Origin of the sequence: Bifidobacterium aesculapii, from assembly GCF_001417815.1 — a bacterium.
In the GTDB taxonomy this organism is placed as follows: domain Bacteria; phylum Actinomycetota; class Actinomycetes; order Actinomycetales; family Bifidobacteriaceae; genus Bifidobacterium; species Bifidobacterium aesculapii.
This window is the reverse complement of record NZ_BCFK01000048.1, coordinates 1-25,188: the sequence shown is the minus strand read 5'-3', so window position 1 is coordinate 25,188 and position 25,188 is coordinate 1. Positions and strand designations below refer to the sequence as shown.

At 62.4% G+C, this 25,188-nt stretch carries 19 protein-coding genes; 11 read left to right on the top strand and 8 right to left on the bottom strand.

Translation table 11 applies throughout. The annotated features are described in order from the left end of the window. The first annotated feature begins 61 nt into the window (after positions 1-61). Positions 62-4,357: an LPXTG cell wall anchor domain-containing protein gene (locus BFAL_RS06905; RefSeq protein WP_055427683.1), complete on the top strand. Its 4,296-nt coding sequence runs from the start codon at positions 62-64 to the stop codon at positions 4,355-4,357. A gap of 171 nt (positions 4,358-4,528) precedes the next feature. Here BFAL_RS06905 and BFAL_RS06900 read toward each other — a convergent pair whose 3' ends face one another. Further along, positions 4,529-6,010, bottom strand: a complete 1,482-nt coding sequence (locus BFAL_RS06900; RefSeq protein ID WP_043164844.1) for a glycoside-pentoside-hexuronide (GPH):cation symporter — start codon at positions 6,008-6,010, stop codon at positions 4,529-4,531. A gap of 362 nt (positions 6,011-6,372) precedes the next feature. On the opposite strand from BFAL_RS06900, the gene lacZ reads away from it, so the two are divergent. From lacZ to nagA, 3 genes are all read left to right on the top strand, one after another. Next, the gene (gene lacZ / locus BFAL_RS06895) at positions 6,373-9,534 is read left to right on the top strand and encodes a beta-galactosidase, LacZ type (RefSeq protein ID WP_055427682.1); all 3,162 of its coding nucleotides are present in this window, start codon (positions 6,373-6,375) and stop codon (positions 9,532-9,534) included. 85 nt (positions 9,535-9,619) lie between these two features. Continuing rightward, positions 9,620-10,432: a glucosamine-6-phosphate deaminase gene (gene nagB, locus BFAL_RS06890; protein WP_055427681.1), complete on the top strand. Its 813-nt coding sequence runs from the start codon at positions 9,620-9,622 to the stop codon at positions 10,430-10,432. Between the two features lie 71 nt (positions 10,433-10,503). Further along, entirely contained in the window at positions 10,504-11,817 is a 1,314-nt protein-coding gene (gene nagA, locus BFAL_RS06885; protein ID WP_055427680.1) for an N-acetylglucosamine-6-phosphate deacetylase, read from the top strand. A gap of 51 nt (positions 11,818-11,868) precedes the next feature. Here nagA and BFAL_RS06880 read toward each other — a convergent pair whose 3' ends face one another. Continuing rightward, complete coding sequence (locus BFAL_RS06880; protein WP_055427679.1) at positions 11,869-12,870, bottom strand: LacI family DNA-binding transcriptional regulator; 1,002 nt, start codon at positions 12,868-12,870, stop codon at positions 11,869-11,871. Positions 12,871-13,386: 516 nt separating this feature from the next. Here BFAL_RS06880 and BFAL_RS06875 point away from each other — a divergent pair. The 7 genes from BFAL_RS06875 (at position 13,387) to BFAL_RS06845 (ending at position 20,995) form a co-directional block, all read left to right on the top strand. Further along, entirely contained in the window at positions 13,387-13,593 is a 207-nt protein-coding gene (locus BFAL_RS06875) for a hypothetical protein (RefSeq protein WP_025263185.1), read from the top strand. A gap of 18 nt (positions 13,594-13,611) precedes the next feature. After that, the gene (locus tag BFAL_RS06870) at positions 13,612-14,457 is read left to right on the top strand and encodes a VirB6/TrbL-like conjugal transfer protein, CD1112 family (protein ID WP_055427678.1); all 846 of its coding nucleotides are present in this window, start codon (positions 13,612-13,614) and stop codon (positions 14,455-14,457) included. A gap of 42 nt (positions 14,458-14,499) precedes the next feature. Next, entirely contained in the window at positions 14,500-14,880 is a 381-nt protein-coding gene (locus BFAL_RS06865; RefSeq protein ID WP_055427677.1) for a PrgI family protein, read from the top strand. Next, entirely contained in the window at positions 14,873-17,269 is a 2,397-nt protein-coding gene (locus BFAL_RS06860; protein WP_055427676.1) for a VirB4-like conjugal transfer ATPase, CD1110 family, read from the top strand. Before BFAL_RS06865 ends, BFAL_RS06860 begins: the two co-directional genes overlap by 8 nt. Beyond that, positions 17,266-18,858 (top strand): CHAP domain-containing protein, encoded by a 1,593-nt coding sequence (locus BFAL_RS06855; protein ID WP_094667177.1) that lies wholly within the window; start codon positions 17,266-17,268, stop codon positions 18,856-18,858. The genes BFAL_RS06860 and BFAL_RS06855 overlap by 4 nt, the downstream gene beginning before the upstream one ends. 21 nt (positions 18,859-18,879) lie before the next feature. Then, on the top strand, positions 18,880-19,674 hold the full coding sequence (locus BFAL_RS06850) for a hypothetical protein (protein WP_236691694.1): 795 nt from the start codon (positions 18,880-18,882) through the stop codon (positions 19,672-19,674). Between the two features lie 64 nt (positions 19,675-19,738). Beyond that, positions 19,739-20,995 carry an ISL3 family transposase gene (locus BFAL_RS06845; RefSeq protein WP_055427675.1) on the top strand — a complete coding sequence of 419 codons (1,257 nt, stop codon included), beginning with the start codon at positions 19,739-19,741 and terminating at the stop codon, positions 20,993-20,995. A gap of 99 nt (positions 20,996-21,094) precedes the next feature. Here the strand turns inward: BFAL_RS06845 and BFAL_RS11255 are convergent, their stop codons facing one another. From BFAL_RS11255 to BFAL_RS11045, 6 genes are all read right to left on the bottom strand, one after another. Next, complete coding sequence (locus BFAL_RS11255) at positions 21,095-21,391, bottom strand: hypothetical protein (protein WP_160319050.1); 297 nt, start codon at positions 21,389-21,391, stop codon at positions 21,095-21,097. A 147-nt stretch (positions 21,392-21,538) separates the two neighbouring features. Then, positions 21,539-22,165 carry an ABC transporter ATP-binding protein gene (locus BFAL_RS06835; RefSeq protein ID WP_055427673.1) on the bottom strand — a complete coding sequence of 209 codons (627 nt, stop codon included), beginning with the start codon at positions 22,163-22,165 and terminating at the stop codon, positions 21,539-21,541. Positions 22,166-22,230: 65 nt separating this feature from the next. After that, a complete protein-coding gene (locus tag BFAL_RS06830) occupies positions 22,231-22,917 on the bottom strand; it encodes a hypothetical protein (protein WP_094729292.1) in 687 nt (228 codons plus the stop codon). 1 nt (position 22,918) lies between these two features. Beyond that, positions 22,919-23,617, bottom strand: coding sequence for a hypothetical protein (locus BFAL_RS06825; protein WP_055427671.1), 699 nt, complete (start codon positions 23,615-23,617; stop codon positions 22,919-22,921). Beyond that, positions 23,607-24,293: an ABC transporter permease gene (locus tag BFAL_RS06820; RefSeq protein ID WP_100495486.1), complete on the bottom strand. Its 687-nt coding sequence runs from the start codon at positions 24,291-24,293 to the stop codon at positions 23,607-23,609. The genes BFAL_RS06825 and BFAL_RS06820 overlap by 11 nt, the downstream gene beginning before the upstream one ends. A gap of 251 nt (positions 24,294-24,544) precedes the next feature. After that, a complete protein-coding gene (locus BFAL_RS11045) occupies positions 24,545-24,952 on the bottom strand; it encodes a DUF2712 domain-containing protein (RefSeq protein WP_174514764.1) in 408 nt (135 codons plus the stop codon). Between the last annotated feature and the right edge of the window lie 236 nt (positions 24,953-25,188).

Sequence of the window (25,188 nt, the reverse complement as noted above, 5' to 3'; positions counted from 1 at the left end):
TCCCCGTTTCCTCTCTTTCCCGGAGAAAAGCGCTTCTGTCGCATGAGGGAAAGGATTCCGTATGAGGTTCGGGAGGAAAAGCGTCAGCGTGGTGGCGTCGATCACGGCCGCCGCTGCGCTGCTGGCATGCCTGGTTCCGGTCGCGTTGGCCGATAACGGCGGCGGTGGTTCCGGAGAGGATGGCGGCGGTTCGGGTGGGGGCCCGACGCAGACGGCCGATGCGCATTGGATCTACAAGGATTCATGGCCGGCCACATTGGATGGCATGAAGACGGCGCTGAGCGACGCGAAGGTGCGTCTGTCGTCCGATCTGACGAACGGGCAGAACCAGTTCGTGAACATGAACAAGACTTTGAGCGACGCGATCGATGAGTGCCAGCGTTCCTATACGGGTGACGGGAACGCGGACTGCCGTCTGGTGGCGGTGGGCTACGTGCGTCTGGCGGATGGTTCGTTCAATGGCAGCTACGTGAGCTCGAACGCGAAGAGCCGTTGGGAGGCGCAGTGGAAGGCCGAGGCGAAGGGAGACTACACGTATCAGGGTCAGAAGTATTCGACCTCGACGACCTGGAAGGACAAGCTTGGCACGCGCAGCGTTGACTCGCTGGCGCAGGAGTCGATCAATTCCAACCCGAACGCCTCGTTCCGCGTGATCGTGCTGGCGCAGAACCAGCCGCCGGTCGATTACAAGCTGAACGTGACCACCAGCCATAAGCAGAAGACGGACATGCAGGTCGGCTCCACCGACCCGATCGGAGACGTCATCCACGCCGACAATGGCGGCTCCGCGATCAAGGAGACGCTGAACGGCACCGCGATCATCCACTACGAGAACGGCCCGTACCTGCCTGCGAAAAGCGCGAGCAGGCCGATTAGTTTCTCCAGCAGTGGAGACACCCAACTCGACGATCTCGCTTCGCCGAAGGATTTCGGCATGAAATACTGGGCCGAGGGCTCGTACTGGATCGACATCCAGGTGCCCAAGCAGGGGCGCATGCAGACTGCCGTGGACACCGCGGATCGCGATCCGTCCGAATCCTGGAAAGTGAGCTCGGTGCCGCCCGAGCTCCCGGTCAAGAAGATCAAGGACGGCGTGAGCGCCGACCGGATGACGAACCGCACCACGATCACGTACGGCACCGGTCGCGGCGGCTACGAGATGCGTTTCCGCGACGTGATCGAGCCCAGCGGTGTCGAATACTCCGTAAGCAACTACAGGCTCATCGACAGGACCGACAGCAACCGAGACGTTTCCGGCGAGTTCGAGATCAATTGGGACAAGGCATCGAACACGGTGTCGGCCGTTCGCTCGGCGGACAAGGGCGAGATGCCCATGGATCATGTGTACGAGTTCAGCTTCGACGTGACCGTGTCGAAGCCTTCCGACTTCCAGCAGGTCAAGGACCATGCGTGGGGCAAGTGGAACCAGGAGCCCGAAGCCGATGCCGGAACCAAACAGTTCGATACATGGCGGCCGAATCCCGACAAAAGCTGGATTCGTCTGAACACGAAGGGCCAGTGGGAGGCTGTCATCGACCCGAAGGAGACCAACCAGACCGGCGTCGACAATATGACGCTTCTGGACGGCGACCGGGTCGCGTCGGTGGTCAACGGCACCATCGCCAAGAACCTCATCCAGGTTCCGGAAACCCTGACGCTCACGGACGACTGGTCGGCCGCCGACTACCTGTTCGATTCCGATGACAAGTCGAAGATCAAGGTGTACGAGGCCGATGCCGGCACCGACCGCGAGTCCAGCGTCACGGACATCGCCAATCACGGCAGGGACGTCACCGACCAGTGGACGATCACGATGGAAGGCACCATGGTGACCGCCACCGCCGGCCAGGCCTACCGCGAGGGATTGAAGGGGCTGAAGACCGCGAAGCAGGTCACGCTGCTCATCCCCGGCAAGGCGGCGTACGCCGATGGCAAGGGCGCGGGACAGGTGCGCGACGACTTCGGCAAGAAGGCAAGTGACGAACTGTCGTTCTGCACCGCGCCGGATGGCAAGTCACTGACGAACAAGGGCTCCCAGACCGTCAACACGCACACCATCCCCACGAACGAGCCGAAGATCTGCGGCTACGTACCGCCCGTCGTCAAGGACGTGGTGGGCGAATCCTCTCAGGGAGGCGACCAGGCGTCCGTGGACGGCAAGGTCGTCTACCCGGGCCAGCGCGTGGAATACCGTCTGGAGACCCAGCCCCATCTGCCCGGCAATCTCGTGTATTCGGTCAGTGAGGTGGCGGTCACCGACACCTATGACGAGCATCTTGAAGTGGACAAACAGACCCTAGAGGTCACCGATCTGTCCACCGGCAGGTTCATCCCGAAAACCGAGTACGAGACCCAGTGGAACGACTCGCAGCACGCGGTGCGCCTCGTGTTCTCCGACGGGTATGTGAAGACCAACTGGCGCAACGGCGCGAACCCGCGCATCATCGTCCGCTTCGAGGGCACGGTCGCCAAGGACGCGCCCACGGACACCAAAATCGGCAACCAGTGGGCATTGACACTGAACAACATGGTCACCCCGAGCAACAGGGTGTGGAACGAGCCTCCCGACTTCACGCCGGTGAAGAAGGACACCCAGGCCGACCCGTCCATCAGCATCGACGGCAAGACCGCCCTGCTGGGCGACCGGATCTACTACCGCGTGATTATCGACGCCAAGCAAACCAACCAGGCCTACAAGGTCTGGAGACTCGGCATGACCGACGACTGGGACGACGAATACCTCTCCCTTGACGCCAAGCGCATCGAGGTCACCGACACCGCGACCGGCAAGGACGTGACCGCGAAGTTCAACATCGCGGCGATCGACGGCGTCGCCTACGTGTACGCCAAGACCGCGGACACGAAGGTGCCGGCCACCGGCGAGACCATCAAGGGCGACCCCCAGCCCAAGAACCTCAAGGAATACGCCGAAAAGAAGGACCACGACCCGTTGAAGGAGCCAGCCATCGACCAGTCGATGCTGGGCACGAGCTACGAGGTGATCCTGCCGATGACCGTCATCAAGGTCACCGACGGACATATCGTGAAGAACAAGGCCACGCAGGTCGTCAACGACACCCGCAAGGACACCAACGAGGTCGCCAACCCCCTCAAACCCGTCAACCCGTCCAAGGACGTGGTCGTGAAGGTGGACGGCGAATCCATCGACAAGCGGAGCGTGTACCTCAACAGCCTGTTCCTCTACCGTCTCGACAGCTCCGTGCTGCCCGCGCACCGCGCCTACCAGAAGGTCACCGACTGGAGCATCACCGACCCGCTCGACACCGAGCACGACCAGTACACCGGCCAATGGGCCGTGTACGCCATGCGCGACCTGACCGAACAGGGCAAGGTGATCGCCCATAAAGGCATGAAGATCGCCGGCAGCAGCTTCGACGCCGGCGCATACGGCGGCGAACTGTTCACCCTCGCGCAGGACGACAAGGGCGTGGTCACCGTTACTGCGACCCAGCGCATGCTCGACCTCATCAGCGGCAACGACGAAAGCGAGCAGGCATGGACCGCGTTCATCCAGTGCAAGCGCGTCAAGACCGGCGAACACATCGCCAACCGGTTCGACGAAACCCTCAACGGCACCAAACGGCCTTCCAACCAGGTCGAGACGCACACGCCCGACATGACCCCGAGCCTGAAGATCGAGAAATGGGACGAGGCCTCCGGCTGGCCGGCCGGCGACCGCGACCAGGTCAAGGACGCGCTGGCCATGCAGGGCGACACGCGCATCGTGTTCACCATCACCAACACCAGCACCGCCGACCCCGACACCAAGCAGGGCGCATGGTACCGAACCAAGGACCTGAACCTCAAGGACCAACTGGTCGCCGGCGACGGCCGGGTGACCGACCTCGAATACCCCGCCGATTGGGACAGCCGCATCCTCAAGCCCGGCGAAAGCGTCGAGGTCAAGGGCGTCCTCAAGGGCGTGACCGACCATCACACCGACCGCGCCACGGTCACCGGCACGCCTCTGATCGAATGCGTCGTCTCCGACCCGGATCCGTTCGACGGCAAGGACGAGACGTCCGCACCCGATGACGCGGTCACGATCGACGGCAGGCTCGTCTGCCCCGACACCGAAGTGGTCAGCAACACCGACGACTGGAACGGCTACCGGACCGGGCTCGCCCACACCGGCGCCGCCATCCAGGGCGTGATCGCCGCGGCGATCACCCTGCTCGCCGTCGGCGTGGGACTGGTCGCCGCCCGCAGGTTCAGGCGCGGGAACAACGCCGCCGGCCGTCACTCCGGCACGATGCAACCCGTCGATGCCGAGGACGCCGACGCGGATGCCGTCGAAACCGTGGATTCGGTTCCCGGCGGGCAATCCGTGGTCTGACCGAAGCGGCAGGGACCGCTTTCTGCCGCGATGATTCTTCCGGCCGGACGACAATCCGGCCGGAACCCCGCCGGTTCTCTTCCTTCTTCTCTCCCCGGCGGGCATGGCAACGGCCCGGCGCCAACGGTTCAAACCGTTAGCGCCGGGCCGTTCCCTTGCTGCCCTGATTGCTTACTGCTTGTCGGTTTCCTCGGAGGCGAGTCGTTCTTCGAGCTGTTCGACGATGTGGTCGTGCATGTTCTCGTCGATCTTGACGGTCAGGAGGAAGACGACGAGGCTGGCGACGATGCCGGCGAGCGGCAGGTAGTAGGCGCAGGTCTTGAACGTGCGGATGTTCGCGGCGGTCATGTCGGCGGCGGTGGCGTTGCCGACCATGCCGGCGGCGACGGCCACGAAGCCCACGATGCCGTTGGACAGCGCGCCGGCGATCTTGTCGAGCATCGGGCGCACGGAGAGGGTGACGGCCTCGTTGCGCTTGCCGGTCTTGAGCTGTCCGTATTCGATGGAGTCGGTCATGCTCAGGATGGCGGTCATCTGGATGGTCTGCGCGGGCAGGTAGAAGAGGACGAGCGCGACGATGACGACGGGCAGGTTCATGGGCGCGATGATGAACAGCGTGTAGCCGGCGATCATGAACGCCATGCCGGCGGTGTACAGCCAGCGGCGCGGGATGCGGCGGTTGAGCACCGGGTAGAGGGGCGTGGTGACCAGTCCGGTGATGACCGGGATGACGCCGGCGATGGAGAAGCTGTCCGGCGCGCCGAGCACGTATTTGAACTGGTAGAAGAGCACGCCGGTGGTGGCGACGTTGGCCACGGAGTACAGCAGGTAGCTCAGGGCGACCCACAGGAGCTGGTCGTTCTGGGCGATGGCCTTGAACGCCTCGATGGGGTTGCCGTTGGCCTCGGCCTTGGCGCGCAGCTCGCCCTGGTTCTCGCGGGTGCCGAACGCGACGCTCCACGCGGTCAACAGGCCGAGCACGGCGATGATGATGGCGAACGCGGCCCAGCCGGTGCGGCCCTGCTCCCATTGGCCGGTGAACTTCCAGGTGAACCAGCTGACGACGGGCACGACGATGACGGTGACGCCGTTGTAGCCGATGGATCCGGTGAACGCGCCGAGCGCGGTGTACGTGCTGCGTTCGTGCGAGTCGGAGGAGATCGCGGGGATCATGCCCCAGTAGGAGATGTCGCGCAGCGAGTAGATCACGTCCAGCAGGATGAACACGATAACGAACAGGACCATGAACACGCCGGTGTTCACGTCCACGAGGCCGAACAGGCCGGTGAACACCATGATCAGCAGGATGCCGGGCACGAGGCCGCCGATGAACTGCCAGGGGCGGAACCGGCCCCAGCGGGTGTTCGTGTTGTCCACGAGGTTGCCGAGCAGCGGGTCGAGGAAGATCTCCGCGATGCGGATGACCACCACGAGTCCGGTGATCACCGCAATGAGGCGCGCGGCCAGCGTCTTGTCCACGTCGATGAACAGCGCGGTGGTCACGAACGTGATGAAGAACGTGCTCATCGTGTTGTAGAACGCGGCCTGTCCCAGATTGCCGAACGCGTATGCGATCTTCTGGCCCATGTTCCTCGCGGGCGCTGCCTGCGGTTGTCCGGGCGTCGCCGTGCGCTGTGTGGTGGATCCGCTCATGGTGTGGTGGCCTCCTTGCGACCTGTAAAGAATCCGTGCGCGGGAACAGCTCCGATCCCGCAAGACGCGAGTATAGAACTTTCTCAAAAAAGTAAAAAACTTTACCGCGTGTCGCAAGCAACGCCAACGAATCGCATTCGACGATTCGACGCGACGCACGGGCGAAAAGACACCGTAGCAGCCGAATTATCATTGCAATCAATGGATTTGCACAGGTTCTCGCAGTCACCATCGAGGCATGCGCAAGAAGTTGCGTAAATTAGTAAATATCTTTATCATCGTTGTGCAAGGAGTCACATTCGAGGGCTCCCGCACTGCGGCGGCAACGACGCGACGCAATCCGATGCGAAAGCGAGGACATCATGAACACAACCGACGATCAGCGGAAGAACGGCGATCCGATCGTCTCCCCGTCCATGCCGACGACGGCATGGCTCGCCGACCCGCGCGTGTACGCGGTCCACCGGCTCGACGCCCATTCCGACCATGCGTGCTGGTCGTACGCCCCCTCCGGCGGCGAGGGCACGGATCTCACGCAGAGCCTTGACGGCGAATGGCGGGTCCGCGTCGAGACGGCGCCGGCGAACAGCTTCCCCGACGGGACGAGCGACGGGCCGGATTGGATCAGCGACGTGTCGCCGCTGTTCGCCGCGCCGGGCTTCGACGACTCGTCGTTCCCCCGCGTGCGGGTGCCCTCGCATCTGGAGACCGCGGGGCTTCTTGACCCGCAGTATGTGAACGTGCAGTACCCGTGGGACGGCCACGAGGACCCGAAGGCCCCGGCCATCCCCGAGCATGGTCATGTGGCGGTCTACCGACGCAAGTTCGCCGCGGAGGGCGCGGTCGCCCAGGCCATCCGCGAGGGCCGCACGGTGACGCTCACCTTCCAGGGCGCGGCCACCGCCATCTACGTGTGGCTCAACGGCGCGTTCGTCGGCTACGCCGAGGACTCCTTCACGCCCAGCGAGTTCGACGTGACGGACGTCGTCAGGAAGGACGGCAACGTGCTGGCGGTCGCCTGCTACGAGTATTCGAGCGCGAGCTGGCTGGAGGACCAGGACTTCTGGCGGTTGCACGGCCTGTTCCGCTCCGTCGAGCTCAACGCGAGACCCGCCGCCCACGTCTCCGACATCCACGCCGAAGCCGATTGGGAGCCTGCCACGTCGATCGGATCGCTCTCGCTGGACGTGCTGATCGACGGCGCCACGAACGCCGCGACGGCCGACCTCGCGTTGCGAGACAAGAACGGCACCATCGTCTGGCGCACCGCCACGGAAGCGGCCGGAACGCTGCACGCCGAAGCCGAGATCGACGACGCCGCCCCCTGGAGCGCCGAACGCCCGGACCTGTACGAATTGTCCGTCACCCTGCTCGACGCGGACGGCACGGTTCTGGAGACCGCGCGCACCCGCATCGGCTTCCGGCATGTGGCCATCGAGGACGGCGTCCTCAAGCTCAACGGCAAGCGCCTCGTGTTCCGCGGCGTGGACCGCCACGAGTTCGACTGCCGGCGCGGCCGCGCCGTCACCGAAGAGGACATGCTGTGGGACATCCGCTTCATGAAGCGCCACAACATCAACGCGGTGCGCACCTCGCACTACCCGAACCAGTCACGCTGGTACGAGCTGTGCGACGAATACGGCATCTATCTGATCGACGAGACCAACCTGGAGACCCACGGCAGCTGGAACAGCCCCGGCGACATCCCCGTGGGCACCTCCGTCCCCGGTGACGACGAGGCCTGGCTGGGCGCATGCATCGACCGGCTGGACAGCATGATCATGCGTGACCGCAACCATCCCAGCGTACTCGTCTGGTCGCTGGGCAACGAATCCTACGCGGGCGAAGTCCTCAAGGCCATGAGCATGCACGCGCATCGGCTCGACCCGGGCCGTCCCGTCCACTACGAAGGCGTCAACTGGAACCACGCCTACGATGGGATCAGCGATTTCGAAAGCCGTATGTACGCCAAGCCGGACGAGATCCGCGACTGGCTCGAACACGGCGACGAGCGTGGCGCGGCGAACAAGCCGTTCGTCAGCTGCGAGTACATGCACGCCATGGGCAACTCGTGCGGCGGCCTGAGCGAGTTCATCGACCTCGAACAGTACGAGCGCTACTCCGGCGGGTTCATCTGGGACTACATCGACCAGGGGCTCGTCCAGCGCCTGCCCGACGGGAGCGAACGACTCAGCGTCGGCGGAGAATGGGGCGACCGGCCGACCGACTACGAATTCGTGGGCAACGGCATCGTGTTCGCCGACCGCACGCCCAGCCCCAAGGCGCAGGAGGTCAAGCAGCTGTATTCGCCGATCAAGCTCACCCCCGACGGACACGGCGTGACCATCGAGAACCGCAACCTGTTCATCGGCACCGACGATTACGTGTTCGCCGCACGGCTCCTCGAAGACGGGCGCGAGATCTGGCACGCCGACTACCGGTTCGACGTGGCCGCCGGAGACACCCAACGCCATGACATCGCCTTCCCCGACATCGACACGGACGGGAATACGCGCGAGGTCACCTACGAGGTCGATCTCCTGCTCGCCGAAGCCACTGCATGGGCGCCGGCCGGCTACGAGCTCGCGTTCGGCCAGCTTACCGGCACTCTCAACCCCGAACGGGACATCACCGAGACCGATTATGACGACGACGGCCGCGCGACGGTCACGCTCGGCCGGTGGAACGCGGGCATCCGCCGCGACGACGAGGAAATCCTCCTGTCGCGCACCCAGGGAGGCATCGTCTCCTGGACGCGGGACGGACGGGAAATGGTCATCCGTCGCCCTGAACTCGTCACCTTCCGCCCTCTGACCGACAACGACCGCGGTAACCGTTCCGGATTCGACCGTGCAGCATGGTTCGCGGCCGGCCGCTACGCCATCGTGACCGATACGAGCATCACGCAATCCGACGACGGAGGACTCACGGCCGAATACCGGTACGAGCTCGCCGACCCGGGCCACACGCCCGTGACGGTCGCCTACCGCATCACGTCCGACATGCGCATGCGATTGACCGTCGAATACCCCGGCGGTGTCACCAACGCCGCCAGCCTGCCCGCGTTCGGTGTCGAATGGGAACTGCCCGGCGAATACACGCAGCTGCGCTACTACGGACCCGGCCCCGAGGAAACCTACCGCGACCGCAAGCAGGGCGGCAAGCTCGGCATCTGGGACACCACCTCAGAGGCGAGCATGGCGCCGTATCTCATGGTGCAGGAAACCGGAAGCCACGAGGACGTCCGCTGGCTCGAAGCCACCGACATCCAAGGCCACGGATTGCGCGTCAGCCAGCGCGGCGACCGTCACTTCACGGCCAGCCTGCTGCCATGGAACACCTACATGATCGAAGCCGCGCGCCGCCATGAGGACCTGCCCGCCCCGCGCCACAACTACCTGCGTCTGCTCGCGGCGCAGATGGGCGTCGGCGGAGACGACTCCTGGGGAGCCCCCGTCCACACGGCCTACCAGCTGCCCGCAGGCAGGCCGCTCACCCTCGACGTGAACCTCGAACTCATCTGACCGGCAACGGGCGGCGGCATGCACCACCATGCCGCCGCCCGTGCATATTCCCCAAAACACACCCACAGAAAAGAGACAATCAATCATGGCTGAAGTGATCATCGTCAAGAACGAGGAGGAGGCCGGCGAGATCTACGGCCGTTGCGTGGCGGACCTCATCAAGGCCAAGCCGGACGCGGTGCTGGGACTCGCCACGGGCTCCAGCCCGCTGGCCGCCTACCAGGCCCTCGCCAAGATCGTGCATGAGGAGCACATCGACGTCTCCAAGGTGCGCGGCTTCGCGCTCGACGAGTACCTGGGCTTGCCGCTCGACCACCCGCAGTCCTACCACTCCACCATCCACCGCACGGTCGTCGAGCCCCTGGGCCTCGACCCGGCCAAGGTCCACGTGCCCGGCGACGTGCTGAACGGCGCCCCGCTCGAAGACGGCGACAAGATCGCCGCCGCCGGCCCGGCCTACGACGCGGCCATCGAGGCCGCGGGCGGCATCGACGTGCAGATCCTCGGCATCGGCACCGACGGCCACATCGGTTTCAACGAGCCCGGCTCCTCGCTCGCCTCCGGCACGCGCGTGAAGACCCTGGCCGAGCAGACGCGCATCGACAACGCCCGCTTCTTCGACGACGACATCAACCAGGTACCGACCCACTGCATCACGCAGGGCATCGGCACGGTCCTGAAGGCCCGTCACCTCGTGCTGCTTGCGTTCGGCTCGGGCAAGGCCGAGGCCATCGAGGAGACCGTCGAGGGTGGCGTGAGCGCGTTCTGCCCGGCCTCCGCGCTGCAGCTGCACCCGCACGCCACGATCATCGTGGATGAGGAGGCCGCCAGCCGCCTGCGTCACAAGGACTACTACCGCTACGCCTTCGCCCACAAGCCGGCCTGGCAGGGCATCTGACGGCAATCGAACGGTTCGGGCTCCTTCTTTCTCCGCAAAGAAGGAGCCCGAACGCATATAGGAAGGAAATCATGACACAGGACAGAAGTGAGATCGTCGCGCACGTGACGGCGGCGTTGGAGGGCGAGGCCCGTCCGGTCGCGATCCGCGGGGCTCGCAAGGTGGACGCCCGCGGCGAGCAAAGCGGATATTGGGTGGTCTCGGACGCGCGCGGCGTGATCGTGGCCACCGGTTTCGCGGCGGCGGACGGCAGCGGCGAGGAGGCGTTCGAGCACGCCTGCCGCACGGTCGGCATCGACCCGGCCGCTCCATCGGGTTCGGACGGTGCGGTTATTGATGCGGACGGCCGCATCCTCACGCCCGGCTACGTGGACATCCACGCCCATGGCGCCTGGGAGAAGAGCTTCGACGACGGCCCGAACGGCATCGACGTGGCCCGCGCTGGCCACGCGGTGCACGGCACCACCCGCCAGGTCCTCTCGCTCATCACCAACCCGATGGACGTGATCTGCCGCAACATCCGCACCGTGCGCGAGAAGATGGCCACCCGCCCCGACATCCTCGGCTGCCACCTCGAAGGCCCGTTCCTCGCCCTGAAGCGCAAGGGCGCGCACGACCCGAACTGCCTCAAGGACCCGGTGCCCGAACTCGTGGACCGCATGCTCGACGCCTCGGGCGCCGACCCCGCGGCCGGCAAGCTCGGCTGCATCCGTCAGATCACCATCGCCCCCGAACTGGAGCACGGCATCGGCGCCATCCGCCAGTTCGCTGCCGCCGGCGTGGTGCCCGCGGTCGGACACTGCGACGCCGACTACGCCACCGCCCAGGCCGGCTTCGACGCGGGCGCCGGCATCATGACCCACATGTTCAACGCGATGAACGGCCTGCACCACCGCGAACCCGGCCCCATCCCGGCCGCGGTCGAGGACCCGCGCGTCACCATCGAGCTCATCAACGACGGCTTCCACGTCCAGAACCCGATGGTCAAGCTCGGCTTCGGACTGGCGCCCCACCGCATCGCGTTCGTCACCGACGCGATGGCCGCCACCGACTGCCCCGACGGCGCGTACAAGCTCGGCGAGCTGGACGTGAACGTTGTCGACGGGCATGCGCGCCTCGTGTCCAACGGCGCCATCGCCGGCTCCACGCTCACCCTGGAGGTCGCGGTCCAGCGCGCGGTCAACGAACTCGGCTTCAGTCCCGTCGCCGCCGTCGAGGCCGCCACCCTCACCCCGGCCCGCGCCTTCGGATTCGACAAGGCCAACCCAGTTACCGGAGCCCCGCTCGGCCTCATCGCCCCCGGATACGCCGCCGACCTCAACCTCCTCGACCCCGCCGACTGGACCGCCCGGCACGTCTGGTGCGCCGGCCGCCAGGTGAAGTAAATTCCTTCCAGCAAAATCGACGCCGGTGCCGCCCGTCTTCGAGACGACGTCTTACGCCTGAGGAACGAAGCTTGCGCGCGGCACCAGCTCGGTCGTCAGCAGGATGTGACGACGCACCCGCCGCTCATGCTTCAACCCATCAATCAAGGTGGAGAACGCCATACGGGCCAACTCCCTTTGATCGATCGCATACGAACTCAGCGACGGCGACGTGTACCGGGCGATTGACTGGTTGTTCACACTCACCACGGCCAACTCGTCGGGAACTGCCACGCGCAGTGCGTTCAACGCCTGCAACGCCCCCACCGCGAGCACGTCGGCAGCCACGATCAGACCATCGGGCATGCTGCCGGCCTCACGATGATCGGCCACCAGTTGCTCCGCGAGACGATAACCGTTCTCCACGGTGAACGTGCCGGACGAATACACTAATCCGTCCGTTTCCAATCCCAAGTGCGCAGCCCACTGGCGGAACGACAGTTCGCGGATATCCTCGGGATAGTCATGCGTGCCCATGATGCTGCCCACGCCACCGAGAAACGCGATGCGTCTGCGGCCCGCCGCGATCATCGCGTCCAAGGCATCCAGCATCGTCTGCGACAGATCGGGCCGTACGGAGTCGAACAGGTGCGGTGCCGGATTCGTGTCGATGCACACGCCATGTGGGAGTGCCGCATGCAGGGCGCGCAGGTCTGTTTCGGGAAACACCGTGGCGCCCACGGTGATGAACCCATCGAACTCCGCTGCGCGTTCCGTCAGCTCGTGTATGGACCGGATGAACGTGGGCTGGTCCAATTCCATCGACCCCGCACACTCCGCAAGGACCTTCCGCAGATCGGAGAAGTATGCGTCCTGCAGCTCCTCCCCGGACGGAGGGGCGTCCAGCACAGCGATCGCGGGACGGAACACGTTGCGGTATCCCAGCTCCTCGCATACGCGCAGCACGCGCCGTCGCGTCTCCTCCTTGATGGAGAACGATGGGTCGTTCAGCAAGCGCGACACCGTGCTCTGCGACACTCCGGCCCGTTCCGCGACCTCCTTGAGCGTGGCCATGACATCCTCCCCGCAAACTTTAGTAAAGAGTTTTACTACAGCATAACCCGGGAAGGCATGGTTAGCGGCATTGGCGGCGTGGAAGTTTACCCATGACTGGTAGACTGCACATGTCCCGACAAAGGGGCAATGCATAGGATGGCGGGTATATCTCAGCTGACATGCCCGCCATTCTGAAGATTCTTCCGCTGCGGATTCCTTTTCTGACTTTTTCAGATCTGCAAATATGTAACGGCAAGTACAGATGCTTCAGTGCTGCTGCACATATGCCGATGACGGCTCGACCAACTTCGCACTCCGGTCTGATTCCGCTGAGTGTGGCGCTATGAATCGAAGAGGCGAGTTTTTGCTTGTTCCTTCCCTTTTCACTGCCCAGACTGGGAAACAGTCTTCCTATACCTATGCGGGGCAACGAGGTTCCTCTGTCCGCCGCTATCCTGCTGGTTTTCCCTGACGATGAGGTCAACGGAGGCCGTTGCCTATCGGGCTCCTTGATCGTCGTCAGAGGAGGCCGTCGTGGATTTGTTGAATCAGGTGCTTCAGTTGTTCGTCAGGTTCGCCACTATCGGTGGTGGCTTGTGGCTGGTGTGGGGCGCCGTTACCTTCGGTGGCGGTCTGAAGGATCATAACGGGCCGCAGACGCAATCGGGACTGTGGCAGATCGTGGGTGGAGGCATGATCATCGCGGCTGCGCAGATTTTCAACGCGGTGGCTCTGGGCTGAGCTGATTCGGGGCCTGCCGTGGAGGACTTCATCGTAGCCATGCTCAACATGATCGGCGGCGGAGGCGCCGGTTCGATCACAGCCGGGCTGTTATCTCAGGCGCCGGAGACGTGGAATCCCGCTCTTTACCAGTTGGCGGTGAACGTGCATGGAGTCGCCGTCAAGCCTCTGACATCGGTGGTGCTCGCGGTCATGTTCACGTTGGAGCTGGCGCGTAACTCGACGCGCATCGAGTCGGACCGTGATCTAGGTGTGAAGATCGTTGCCGGCACCATGTTCAAGATCGCGTTGGTGTTCATCGCCGTGCAGAACGCCAGTCTATTCATTCGGATGTTCAATCAGGTCACGCAGTTCCTCATGCAGGGAGTGTCTTCTCAGATGTCGTATGAGGCGACGGGCGACGGCGGTCAGCTGGGCGATCTGATGCGTGACCAGATTCGCGATGCCGGGGTGATGGGGCAGGCGGCGTTGTTCTTTCTGCTGGTGATCCCGTGGCTGTTGTCCCAGTTGGCGTCGGTGGTGTTCACGGTGGTGCTGTATGTGCGGTTCATCGAATTGTATGCGTTGACGGCGTTCCAGTCGTTGCCATTCGCGTTTCTGGTGCATGAGGACACCAAGCCGATCGGCGTGGGTTTCTTCAAGTCGTATGCGCGCACGTCGGTGAATGCGGTGTGCGTGTTCATCTGTCTGGTGTTCTATCAGCGGGTCGTGGTCGATGCCGTGAAGATCCCGGATTCCGCGGACAAGGGCATGGTGGCGTGGGTGACGGGCAACTTCGGCAATCTCATGATGGCGGGCATCCTGCTGTTCTTCGTGATCGCGGTGAGTCAGCGTGTCAGCCGGGCCATAGCCGGCGGCGAGTAGCCGCCTACCACAACCGGGGCCAATCAGGGAAAGGATTCTTTCATGTTGCAGATGCGCGTATATAAGGAGATCGCCAATGTCGAGGCGAAGGTGATGTGGGGGCTGAGCTGGCGCCAACTGGCGGCCGCCGCATGCATGCTCGTCCTGGGCGGAGGTGAGGCGGCGTTGTTCTGGTCGTTGGGCTTGTCCGATCTGGGGTCGTATCTGCTGTTTGCGGTTTGCCTGCCGTTCGCGCTGTGGGGTTGGTGGCGTCCGAAAGGGCTGAAGCCTGAACGGTATCTGGGATACATGCTGCGCCAGCGTTTCGGTCCGAAGGTCTACCTGCTCGAACCCTATGTTCCCGCGAGGTTTCCCGGCAAACCGTCGTTGAAAGAGAAGGCCCGTAGACGAATCAGGGGAAGGCAGGTACGTCGTCATGTCTGACATCAGTGGCAGCAAGGCGGTCAAAGGCAACGGTAAGCGACATGGAAAGGTCGGGAACAGGCGGTCCGGGAATCGTCGCATGCCTCGTTCGTCGAAGGAGTTGCTTGGCTATGATTCGATGCTGTCCAATGGCATCGTGTTCCTTGGCGGCGACCGGTGGAGCGTGTCGCTGCGGATCAGCGACATCAATTATCAGGTCGCGACCCAGGATCAGCAGCTGGATGTCGTGGACCGGTGGGGTCGTTTCCTGAATTCGATCGGCGAGAACATGGGAGTCCAGATCACGGTCGCCACGCGCATGCTGGATCCCGAGGAGGTGACGCGCAGTATCGCCATGTCGCTTCGGAGCGATGCGTTGGATGGATTGCGCGGGGACTTCAACCGCAATGTGCGTCGGCGTCTCGCCGGGCGTTCGCAGGGCGCGGTGACGGACAAGTATCTGACGTTGACGTTGCGTGAGCGGGACGGGGAACGGGCGGTCACGCTGCTGAACCGTGCCGCGTTGCGTGCCACGGCGCAACTGCGGTCGGTGGGCGGCTGCGTCGGCGTCCGCTTGAACCGGCAGTCGCGTCTGGCGGTATTGCACGGGATGCTGCGGCACGGTGTCCGGTTCTCGTTCACCGAGGATGGCTTCCTGAAATCGCATGGCATGTCCACGAAGGATTATGTGGCCCCGTTCGCCGTGGATGTGTCGGATCGCCGTCGGCTCCGGTTGAGCTCGGGCACTGCGGAGGTGTGGCATCAGTGTCTGTTGGTGCGTGACTTCCCGGATTATCTGAGCGATCAACTAGTGTCGTCCATCACGGACATCAAGGCGGATATCACGGTCGGCATCCATCTGTCCCCGCGGGGCAAGGCCGAGGGGTTGAAGCTCGTGAACCGGACGATCGCCGAAATGGATATGCAGGCCATCGACGAGCGGCGCAAGAACCGCAAACAGCATCTGCCCGAGGACATGCTGCCTCATGATCTTCAGGAATCCATGACTCAGGCGGGTGAGCTGCGTGATGATCTGGAGCATAACGGCGACCGTCTGGTGGATTCCCTCATGATCGTGGACGTGTCGGCGGGCAGTCGCGAGCAACTGGACCAGACGGTTCGTGACGTGACGGCCGCAATCGATGGGCAGTCGTGTGTGGCCGAGACCTTGGCCTACATGCAGGTGGAGGGGCTGAACGCCGTACTGCCGTTGGGGAATCCCCTGCCGCCGATGCGTCGCACGCTGACCACGTCGAGCGCGGCGATTCTGGTGCCGTTCACGTCGCAGGAGCTGTTCGAGCCGGGCGGGGTGTTCCATGGGGCGAACGCCCGCACCGGCAATCCCGTGGTCATCGACCGTACGAAAGGCATGAACGGCAACGGATTCGTTCTGGGTACGACCGGGTCGGGCAAGAGCCAGGCGGCGAAGAACGAGATCACCCAGATCTATCTGACCCGTCCGGACGATGATCTGATCGTCATCGACCCGGAACGTGAGTTCACGCCGTTGTGCACCGGTCTTGGCGGCGAGCGAGTCGAGATCGGGGAATCGTCGCGCGCGCATATCAACGCTTTGGATATCGAGTATGAGGATGATTCCGAGGGTGATCCGATACGGTCGAAATGTGCGAGCGTGCTGAACATGCTCGGCGTGCTGATCGGCGGACAGGACGGCATCGACCGCATGCAGCGCAGTCTGATCGACCGTACGGTCATCGGCATGTATCGCGAGGTGCGGGAGCATCCAGAACTGGGCATGCCAACGCTCGTCACCCTGCATGACCGTCTCACGGCTTTGAATGAGCCAGGTGCCCATGATGCCGCGCGAGCATTGGAGATCTACGCGACCGGCAGTCTGAACGCCTTCGCCCATGCCACTGATGTGAATACGTCCAGCCGGTTCCTGGTCTATGACGTTTCCGGTCTGGGAGCGGAGTTGCGCACATTCGGTATGCTCGTCGTCCTGGATCAGATATGGAACCGGGTCGTCAGGAATCGCCGTCTCGGCCGGCGCACCTGGCTGTGGGTGGACGAGTTCCATCTGCTGTTCTCGAACCGGTATGCGGCCGAATACTTCCTGCGCCTGTACAAGCGCGCCCGTAAATGGGGTTTGTGCCCCACCGGCATCACGCAGAACATCGAGGAGCTGCTGGCCAACCAGGATGCGCGTCTGATGCTCGCGAACAGCGACTTCCTGTTGCTGCTGAACCAGACCGCCACGGATGCCGACGCCTTGTGCGAGCTGCTGAAGCTGTCCGATGAACAGCGGGCGTTCTTCACCGGGGTGCAGCCCGGTCAGGGCATGGCTAAGAGCGGCACTGCGTTCATACCGTTCGATGGGCGTATCGATGCCGATAGTCTGCTTTATCGGTTGTATACCACGAAATTCGAGGATCGGAAACCCGAATGAGACCCGTCACCTCCGACTCATTCCACGCCACACGCAATCTCGTTCGACCGAACGGCACGATTCATGGCTTGAAAGTCCGTCATGTCAGCGGACTCTCCCATGGGCCCGTGCTGGCCGGGCTAAAACAGCCACAAACTATCATCAGGAACAGTGAATCCGAAGCATCGCACCCGATCGGCACAACAACCGTCAGCGCTTTGAACCGTGGTGTGAAAGCGACACGATCCGTGCTTGAATCGCAATCGACACAGACGGAGACCAGCGAGGACGACAACCCATTATCACCAATGGCCCCCGTAAGCCGGATATGCGACGGCGTGACCGGTATTATTCGCACAAGACATGCGGCAAGAGGTTCGACGGCACGTGCCGCGGCAGGAAGAACGGCTTCGGCTCGTGTCAGACGTGCGAGGCGCTCCGGCAAGACCGTACGATCGGGCGTCCAAGGGGCCAAATCCGCTGCCAGAGCCTCGACGCAGATTGCGAGACAAGTCACGCAGACGGTTTCTCGGGCCGTAACGGCGGTGAAAGCCGGGATCGCAGCATCGGCATCAGCTGCGGTCGGTGTCCCGTTTCTGCTGGGCGCGGTGGCGGTGCTGATGGTCTTCAGTCTGCTGTTGTGGTTCATCCCCACCGTTGCCGTTGGAGATGACGGCGGTTGTGAAGCCAGTGTGATCGAGGTCCCGGACGAGGCGAAACCATGGGTGAGCGAGGCGGCTCGATCGAGCGGATTGAGCGCGGATTTCATCGCGGCGATCATGAAGCAGGAATCCGGTTTCCGACCGGATGCATATGCCGACGACAGCAACGGAGGAACCTGGGGATTGCTGCAGATGAACAGGAGCGTATGGCGCGGCGTGCACCCCGAAGGCGCCGACCAGACACCACCTGAAGGCATCACCGAGCCCATGGTCCACGCCCATTACGGCGGCATGTATCTGAAAAACCGCTTGGAAGGCGTCAAACAACTCAAGGCCAAGCACCCGGGCATGCCGTTCGCCGAGCTTGACGACCTGACGGCTTTGGTCATCGCCCATAACGCGGGCGAAGGCAACCTCATGAGGTACCCGGATATTCCCAACATCACCAAACGGTATCTCGACAACGTGAAGCCGGCGATTGATGCGGGAGGCGGCTGTTCGGCCACGGCAGGACGAACCATCGGCAAGCTCACGCCACCGTTGGTCATGCAGTCTGGCACTCTGAACGTGGATGTGGCGGCGACCGGCACGCCCGTGGGCAAGATCACCACCTATGAAACCGGCCAATGCACATGGTGGGCGGCCGCCCGCCGATTGCAGATCGGCAAACCTGTGGACGGTTACATGGGCGACGGCTGGATGTGGGCGTCAAGCGCCAGAAAATTCGGATACCCGACGGGCGGCGGCATACAGCTCGGCGACGTGGCGAGCTTCGCCAAAGGCTATCTCGGCGCAAGCGCCGATTACGGACACGTCGCCATCGTCGAGGAAATCAAGGACGACGGCAGCATCGTCGTCAGCGAATCCGGCGGCGGCCTTCCATACGCATGGCTCAGGACCCTTACCAAGGAGCAGGCCAACAATCCCAGCATCACTTACATCCACTAATCCCGAGGGAAGGAAGGAAGCATGCGCCGCATCAATCCCAAGCTTGACCCTTGCGAGCTTTCCGATCTTATGAGCGATTCCGCCAACTGGGATCTCCTCATGCAAATCCGCAATCATCCCAGTACATGGCCGGAACTCGACCAGTGGGCTGCGCATGCCATTGCAGACCCTGAAACCGCTGGGGCTCCACCGGAACCGTTGACAGACGGAAAACCCAAGCACCGGCTGCTTCCCATCACACCCATCATCGATGATGAGCTGCCTCGCGATGCACGGAACAACAGCACTCCCGTATCCAAGCTTGACAAACAGAAGGGAACGACGATAGACACACCAATGGGGGTAGGGGAACATGCCAAGGATGATGTGTCCTTGGCAGAAGATTCATCGGCTGACAGCACGGATGAGGTGGCCGTCCATCGGCATATCCCTTTTACCCACATCGCCGGCATCATGCTCGTTCTGGTCATCGCAGCAGGATCAGCCGCAGGCCTTGTCATGGCGAAGAAGAACTACGACCATCAGGCGGCGCTCACGTCATGCAATCACGCAATCAAGCAATCTGACATAGTGCGGATTGAATGGAACAAGGCATTGAAACAGGCGGAACCATATGCGAAGTTCCAGGATAAAGACGTGCGGGATCCCAAGTCTTTGGAACTGCTTGGCAAAATCATGCAATATCAACCATCGATCTCAACAGAAAATTGCAATCCGAGTCTGACGGCCGACCGTCTCGATCGCACTCGTGCAGAAATAGGGCGCTATTGCTGTTTTCGTGGGTGGTGGTTCGTCGTTGAGGCGTTGGGGGAGTAAGAGAAGAGCGCTTTCCGGGTAGGATGTTTTCGACCAAGATAAACACACAACCGAAGAGCGCCTGGTGAACAGCATATTCAAACGTCTTCTCAACGTCAAAGGCATGGTCGTCGAGGATGTTCGCATCGTCGACGGTCCCATGCGTCCCGAGCCCGTGCTCGAGGTGCGCGTGCGCCCGCGCGCGGGCATGCTCCGATGCTCGAGGTGCGGGCGGAGGCGTCCGGGCTATGACCGTGGCGGCGGGGTGCGCCGGTGGCGTCATCAGGATTTCGGCTGCTGGCGGGTGGAGCTGGTCGCCATGATGCCCAGGGTGGATTGCCCCGGGTGCGGCGTGGTCGTCGCCGTCGTGCCGTGGGCGGAGCCGGGGAGCCGGTTCACGCGTGATTTCGAGGCGGAGTGCGCGTGGCTGATGACGGTCGCGAATCAGAAGACCGTCAGCGGGTTCCTGCACGTGGCGTGGCGGACCGCCGGAGACATCGCCCATAGGGTCGCCGGCCGGCTCAGGGCCGCGATGGGCTCGCCGTTCGACCATCTCACGTCGATCGGCGTGGACGAGACCAGCTACAGGAAGGGCCACACGTACATCACCGTCGTCGTCGACCACGAGCGGCGTCGGGTGATCTGGGCGCACGACGGGTACGGCAGGGACGTGTTCGACCTGTTCTTCAAGCAGCTCACCGACGAGCAGAAGGCGTCCATCCGGGTCGTCACCGGCGACGGCGCCCGCTGGATCGACTCGTGCGTCAAGGAGCACTGCCCGAACGCGGAGCGCGTGCTCGACGGGTTCCACATTGTCAGCTGGATGACCGACGCGCTCGACAAGGTGAGGAAACGCCTGTGGAACGATGCGAGGCGCGACGGCGACCAGGATGCGACCAAGCGCATGCGCGGCGTCAAATACGCGGTCCTGAAGAACCCCGACCAATTGACCGGCCGGCAGGACGAATCCCTCGCCGCGTTGGGGAACACGGACCCCAAGGGCCAGCTCTACCGCTCCTGGCAGCTCAAGGAGCTCCTGCGCACCCTGCTCAAACACCCCATCGGACAAGCCACCGCGGAGCTCAGGCACTGGGTGTTCTGGGCGTCCCACAGCCGCATCCCCGAGATCGTCGAACTCTCACGCAAGATCAGACGCCGCCGTCCCGACATCCTCAGGACGATCGAGCTGGGCTACTCCAACGCGAGGCTCGAGGCGTTCAATAACCGGATCAAGGTCACCATCCGCATGGCCTACGGCTTCCACCACGTCGACAACCTCATCAGCCTCGTCATGCTCCGATGCGGCGGCCTCGACATCCGACTACCCCAACCCACCAACTAACCCACGAAAACAACACAAGCCTCAGAAATAGGGAGAGCGAATAACCAGCTCAGAACCCAGATCAGGAACCTGCATGACACAGTTGACACGGTCAAGGCATCACAGGAACAACAACAGATCGACAACGCACAGAACGCACTGAGCCAAACCATTGAAGACGCCGATAGGTTCTACAAAGAATCCGCGAACAAGGTCAGAGACGACAACACCCGCGCACGACTCAATGAGCAGATCACCCATGCACGACTCATGATGCGCGACCATCAGGATCTTGATGTCTATAACAGAACCATCCAGGACCTCAACGAAGTCATGCAAATCGTCCGGGATTCCATGACGGCTGTAGTAGAGAACGAGGAAATATCCGAGGCGGGCCGTTCGGATGGTTCCACGCATCCAGGATCGGATTCCCAATCATCGAACCGACAACCCGCACCATCAGCGGAAGGTTTATCCCAGCCAGTCACGCGAGGCAATCCCACTTGGGACGTACCTGGGCAATCGGCAACCCCCTCATTCCCCGACCGGCTGGGATAGTACTGCTCATCCGAGTTTGCCGTCGGTCATGGTGTAGAGGTGGTCGGCGATTTGGTTGAGTTCATCGCTGTGGTGGGAGGCGATGATGGCGGTCCGTCCCATGTCGCGCTGACGTTTCATCTCATTGAGGAAGATATCCACGGAGTGTTCGTCAAGGCCGTTGGTGGGCTCGTCGAGCAGGATGAGATGCTGATGCTCCATGAGGGCCTGGACGATGGCGAGCTTCTGGCGCATGCCCAGGGAGAACGACTTGACCTTCTCGTGCCTGTGGTCGTTCAGTCCGAACAACGTCAGCAGCCGTGTGGTCTCCCGCTCGTCGTAGGTATGGTTGATGCCGGCGAGATAGCGCAGGTTGGCGTCTGCGGTTTCGGAGGGCATGAATCCGGGGTTCTCGATAATCACACCGACCATGTCGGGGAGCTTGCGGTTGAATTCGACCGTTTTGCCGTTGATGGTCACGGTCCCGCGGTCGGGACGGATGAATCCGCATACGGCCCGCAACAGCATGGTCTTGCCGGAGCCGTTGGCGCCGACCACGCCGTATATCCGTCCCCGTTCGAAGTCGGCGTTCACGTCTTTGAGGACGGTCCTGCCCTTGAGCGTCTTGGTGAGGTTCCTGACCTGCACGTACATGATGTTCCCCTTTCGCTGGTAACAAAGTGGTTGGTTTTCCGATTGGCGACGTCATCCCGACCTCTTCAGAGAATCTGCATCCGATTGAACGCGATCAGGTTCGCCGCGGCGCATATGAGGATCGTCAGGATGGCCGCGGGCATCCAGTTCGGTACGTGAAGCGGACCGACGGCGAGCAGCCACTGCTGCGGTTCCGAGAACGACATGAGCAGTCCCAGCAGTACGACCACGACGAAGTAGCCAGCGATGCGCGACCCCGACAAGTAGCCAAGGTTCGCGGTCAGCATCGCAGCCAGCAGCACGCACGCCGCGCACACGGCCGAACCTGCGAACGCGACCGGGTCTTCGTCCGGGAACATGATCCGCTGGGCCACGGCTTGGATCAGGGTGTAGACGACGCAGTACACGGTGATCATGAGCAGGTAGGCGAGGAACCGTCCCGGTCCCCGGCCGCGTCTGACGTACACCATGCACTCGGGCACGGCGAGCCATTCCGAGAACTGCTCCAACGGGATCGCCATACCGAACAAAGCGTACACCAGTGCATACATGTTGTACGCCAGCCCCGGAGTGAACGGCGAATCCGACGAGCGGAACATGCCGATGAACACGCCCGGATCCATACCGCTGATCAGGAACCGGTACACGACCACCGCGTAGATGACGAGCAGCATCGCGCGCAACCCGTTGCGCCGATGTAGCGACTGCAGGAACCGGGCCATCTGCCACTTCATCCGACCACTATCGTTCATGTCACGCCTCCAACCTGTCCATGTGTCCAAAGGCGACGACGTTCGCGACGACGAGCAGCAGACACCAGCCGACGAACGGCGCCACCTGCCCGACGAGCACATCCGACCAATAAGGACTGATCGGATACCAGAAGTAGTACACGTACCGGGTCACCTCGCCCGTCAACGGCAGCAGCATCCAATTCGCCAACAGCAGGATGGCAATCAGCACCGGCAGCGTCCGCGAGAACGGCAGCCCGCAGTTCGCCAGCAGCAGCACCAGCAGCGACACGGCCACGCACATCATCACCGTCTGCACCGTCAGCATCGCCGTCAGCGACAGCGAGCCCGGCTCGAACGGCCGGCCGAGCAGGACGAACTCGGTCAGTGCGAACACCACACCCGAGCACGCCCCTGTCAACAGGCCCATCAGAGTCAGCCACGCGAGGTTGTGCCGCAACTCGTTCCTCGGATCGCGGCGCACCCGTTCGAACGCGCCATACCTCGCACTGCCCGCGCCCACCGCGATCAGACACGGCGGCAACGAGCACAAAGTGGCGCCCACACGCATGAACCCGATGTAATCGTCGTGCAGGGATGGGGCCAAGCCCCCGTATAGCAGACTCACGGCGCATACGGCGCCGATCAGGGACACCAGCCCCACTGCGATACGCATCACCCGTGGCGCGGTCCGGAACGGATGGAACAGATCAGAGCACATCGCGGGCCTCCTTCACCCGCGCGAGCACCAGCGAGCAGACCGTCATCCCGACCGTCATCAGGAGCATCCCCAAGTAATTGCGCCACGCGGTGCCAGGCGCATCCCAATGCGAGAAATTCAGGAAGATGATCTGGCTCCACTCGTCGGGAACCAGGCCACCGGTCAGCGCGGGCAGCATCCACCACACCAGACTCGCCACGAACGGGACCAGCAGCTCCACATGCCTGCGACGGATGAACAGGGACGAGCCCAACGCCAACAGGGCGAACGCACCCGACAAGACAAACACCAACAACAGGATCACCGCAATCAGCAACGGCTGACTCATCCTGTACAACGGATACGCCCACGACGACGAATCAATCAGTACATATTTAGGCAGCATCATGCCATTCTCATCCGCCGATGTACCTTCGATGAACGACAACTGTGGTGTCCGAACAGCCGAAACCAACAGGTTGACGATCAACGGCAACACCCCACCCAAGCCACCCAGCACAAAACCGGACAGCATGCTTGTATGCAAAAGCGCGGAACGTCCCTCGCGCGGAAGCATGTTCAGCAGGCGACCGCTACGCTCCTCCACCGCCCACACGCTCCCACCCATCAGGGCCGCGAAGAACGGCAGCAAATACAGATACAATGTGGATGCCGAACCATACTGGTTGAATAGCATCACATCCTTCAGGAGCGATGGCGCACTTTCCCTGATTCGATACCCCGCGTGGTACGTGGTCCAATACTGCACCGCCATCAGCATTACAGACATAGCCACGACAACCAGCAAACGAACACTGCACACGTTTCGCGCCAACTGCCGACGGAATACAAATCTATTCATGCTTTACTCCCTACTCCCATATCGTTCTAATGACGATGTGGGTGACGCCGAATATGTGGCACCACCCACATCGTTATTAGTCGTTATCAGTTAGAGTCCGGACTCCAGACACCATACGCAGACGTTGCAGAGATGTAGTTCTCTACATTCTGCATACGCAAATGAATTTGCTTGGGGCCGTTCTTGAAAGCGTTATTTGATACAAGAGCACTCTTATTGCTGCGCAGGAATTCAACGCTGGATGACACGTCATCATTGCTGTATCCAAGGGCCCATACCCTAATGGTACGATTCCCAGATACATTATCAGCTCGCACGAAGGAAGCTGAGCTATTCTGCTTCTGCCGGTTAGGGGTATCGAAGGTAGACCAGTTCTTGGCATATCCGCTCCAGCTGCTGCTGCTCACGTTGCCGGCGATTGCCGGTGTTGCGAAGCAGGCCATAGCCAGCATCGGTATGAAAACGCCAAGAAGCTTGCGCTTGACGGTGTTCATGATGACTCTTTCTCTTTTAAGGGTGTACGTCTGACGAGGCTTCACCAGACGCTGAGGATTCATCAACGTCTTTGTGATGAACCTCACATTTATACTGGCACTTTATTCAAAACGCTGCCTGTGAAAAGAGGGGTTTGTCATCTATAGATGACAAACCTTATTGCTAAGGAACGGCGGTATGCCTCTGAGTAGGTAGATGCACTGGTTGGCAGGTATGCGTCCGAGTTCGTCCGGGG

What these genes read in the sequence shown, in the direction of transcription:
- lacZ (WP_055427682.1), top strand. Translation starts at nt 6,373, where the DNA reads ATGAACACAACCGACGATCAGCGGAAGAACGGCGATCCGATCGTCTCC.
- BFAL_RS06860 (WP_055427676.1), top strand. Translation starts at nt 14,873, where the DNA reads ATGTCTGACATCAGTGGCAGCAAGGCGGTCAAAGGCAACGGTAAGCGA.
- nagA (WP_055427680.1), top strand. Translation starts at nt 10,504, where the DNA reads ATGACACAGGACAGAAGTGAGATCGTCGCGCACGTGACGGCGGCGTTG.
- BFAL_RS06900 (WP_043164844.1), bottom strand. Translation starts at nt 6,010, where the DNA reads ATGAGCGGATCCACCACACAGCGCACGGCGACGCCCGGACAACCGCAG.
- BFAL_RS06880 (WP_055427679.1), bottom strand. Translation starts at nt 12,870, where the DNA reads ATGGCCACGCTCAAGGAGGTCGCGGAACGGGCCGGAGTGTCGCAGAGC.
- BFAL_RS11255 (WP_160319050.1), bottom strand. Translation starts at nt 21,391, where the DNA reads ATGCGTGGAACCATCCGAACGGCCCGCCTCGGATATTTCCTCGTTCTC.
- BFAL_RS06820 (WP_100495486.1), bottom strand. Translation starts at nt 24,293, where the DNA reads ATGCTATTCAACCAGTATGGTTCGGCATCCACATTGTATCTGTATTTG.
- BFAL_RS06835 (WP_055427673.1), bottom strand. Translation starts at nt 22,165, where the DNA reads ATGTACGTGCAGGTCAGGAACCTCACCAAGACGCTCAAGGGCAGGACC.
- BFAL_RS06850 (WP_236691694.1), top strand. Translation starts at nt 18,880, where the DNA reads ATGCGCCGCATCAATCCCAAGCTTGACCCTTGCGAGCTTTCCGATCTT.
- nagB (WP_055427681.1), top strand. Translation starts at nt 9,620, where the DNA reads ATGGCTGAAGTGATCATCGTCAAGAACGAGGAGGAGGCCGGCGAGATC.
- BFAL_RS11045 (WP_174514764.1), bottom strand. Translation starts at nt 24,952, where the DNA reads ATGAACACCGTCAAGCGCAAGCTTCTTGGCGTTTTCATACCGATGCTG.
- BFAL_RS06830 (WP_094729292.1), bottom strand. Translation starts at nt 22,917, where the DNA reads ATGAACGATAGTGGTCGGATGAAGTGGCAGATGGCCCGGTTCCTGCAG.
- BFAL_RS06825 (WP_055427671.1), bottom strand. Translation starts at nt 23,617, where the DNA reads ATGTGCTCTGATCTGTTCCATCCGTTCCGGACCGCGCCACGGGTGATG.
- BFAL_RS06865 (WP_055427677.1), top strand. Translation starts at nt 14,500, where the DNA reads ATGTTGCAGATGCGCGTATATAAGGAGATCGCCAATGTCGAGGCGAAG.
- BFAL_RS06905 (WP_055427683.1), top strand. Translation starts at nt 62, where the DNA reads ATGAGGTTCGGGAGGAAAAGCGTCAGCGTGGTGGCGTCGATCACGGCC.
- BFAL_RS06855 (WP_094667177.1), top strand. Translation starts at nt 17,266, where the DNA reads ATGAGACCCGTCACCTCCGACTCATTCCACGCCACACGCAATCTCGTT.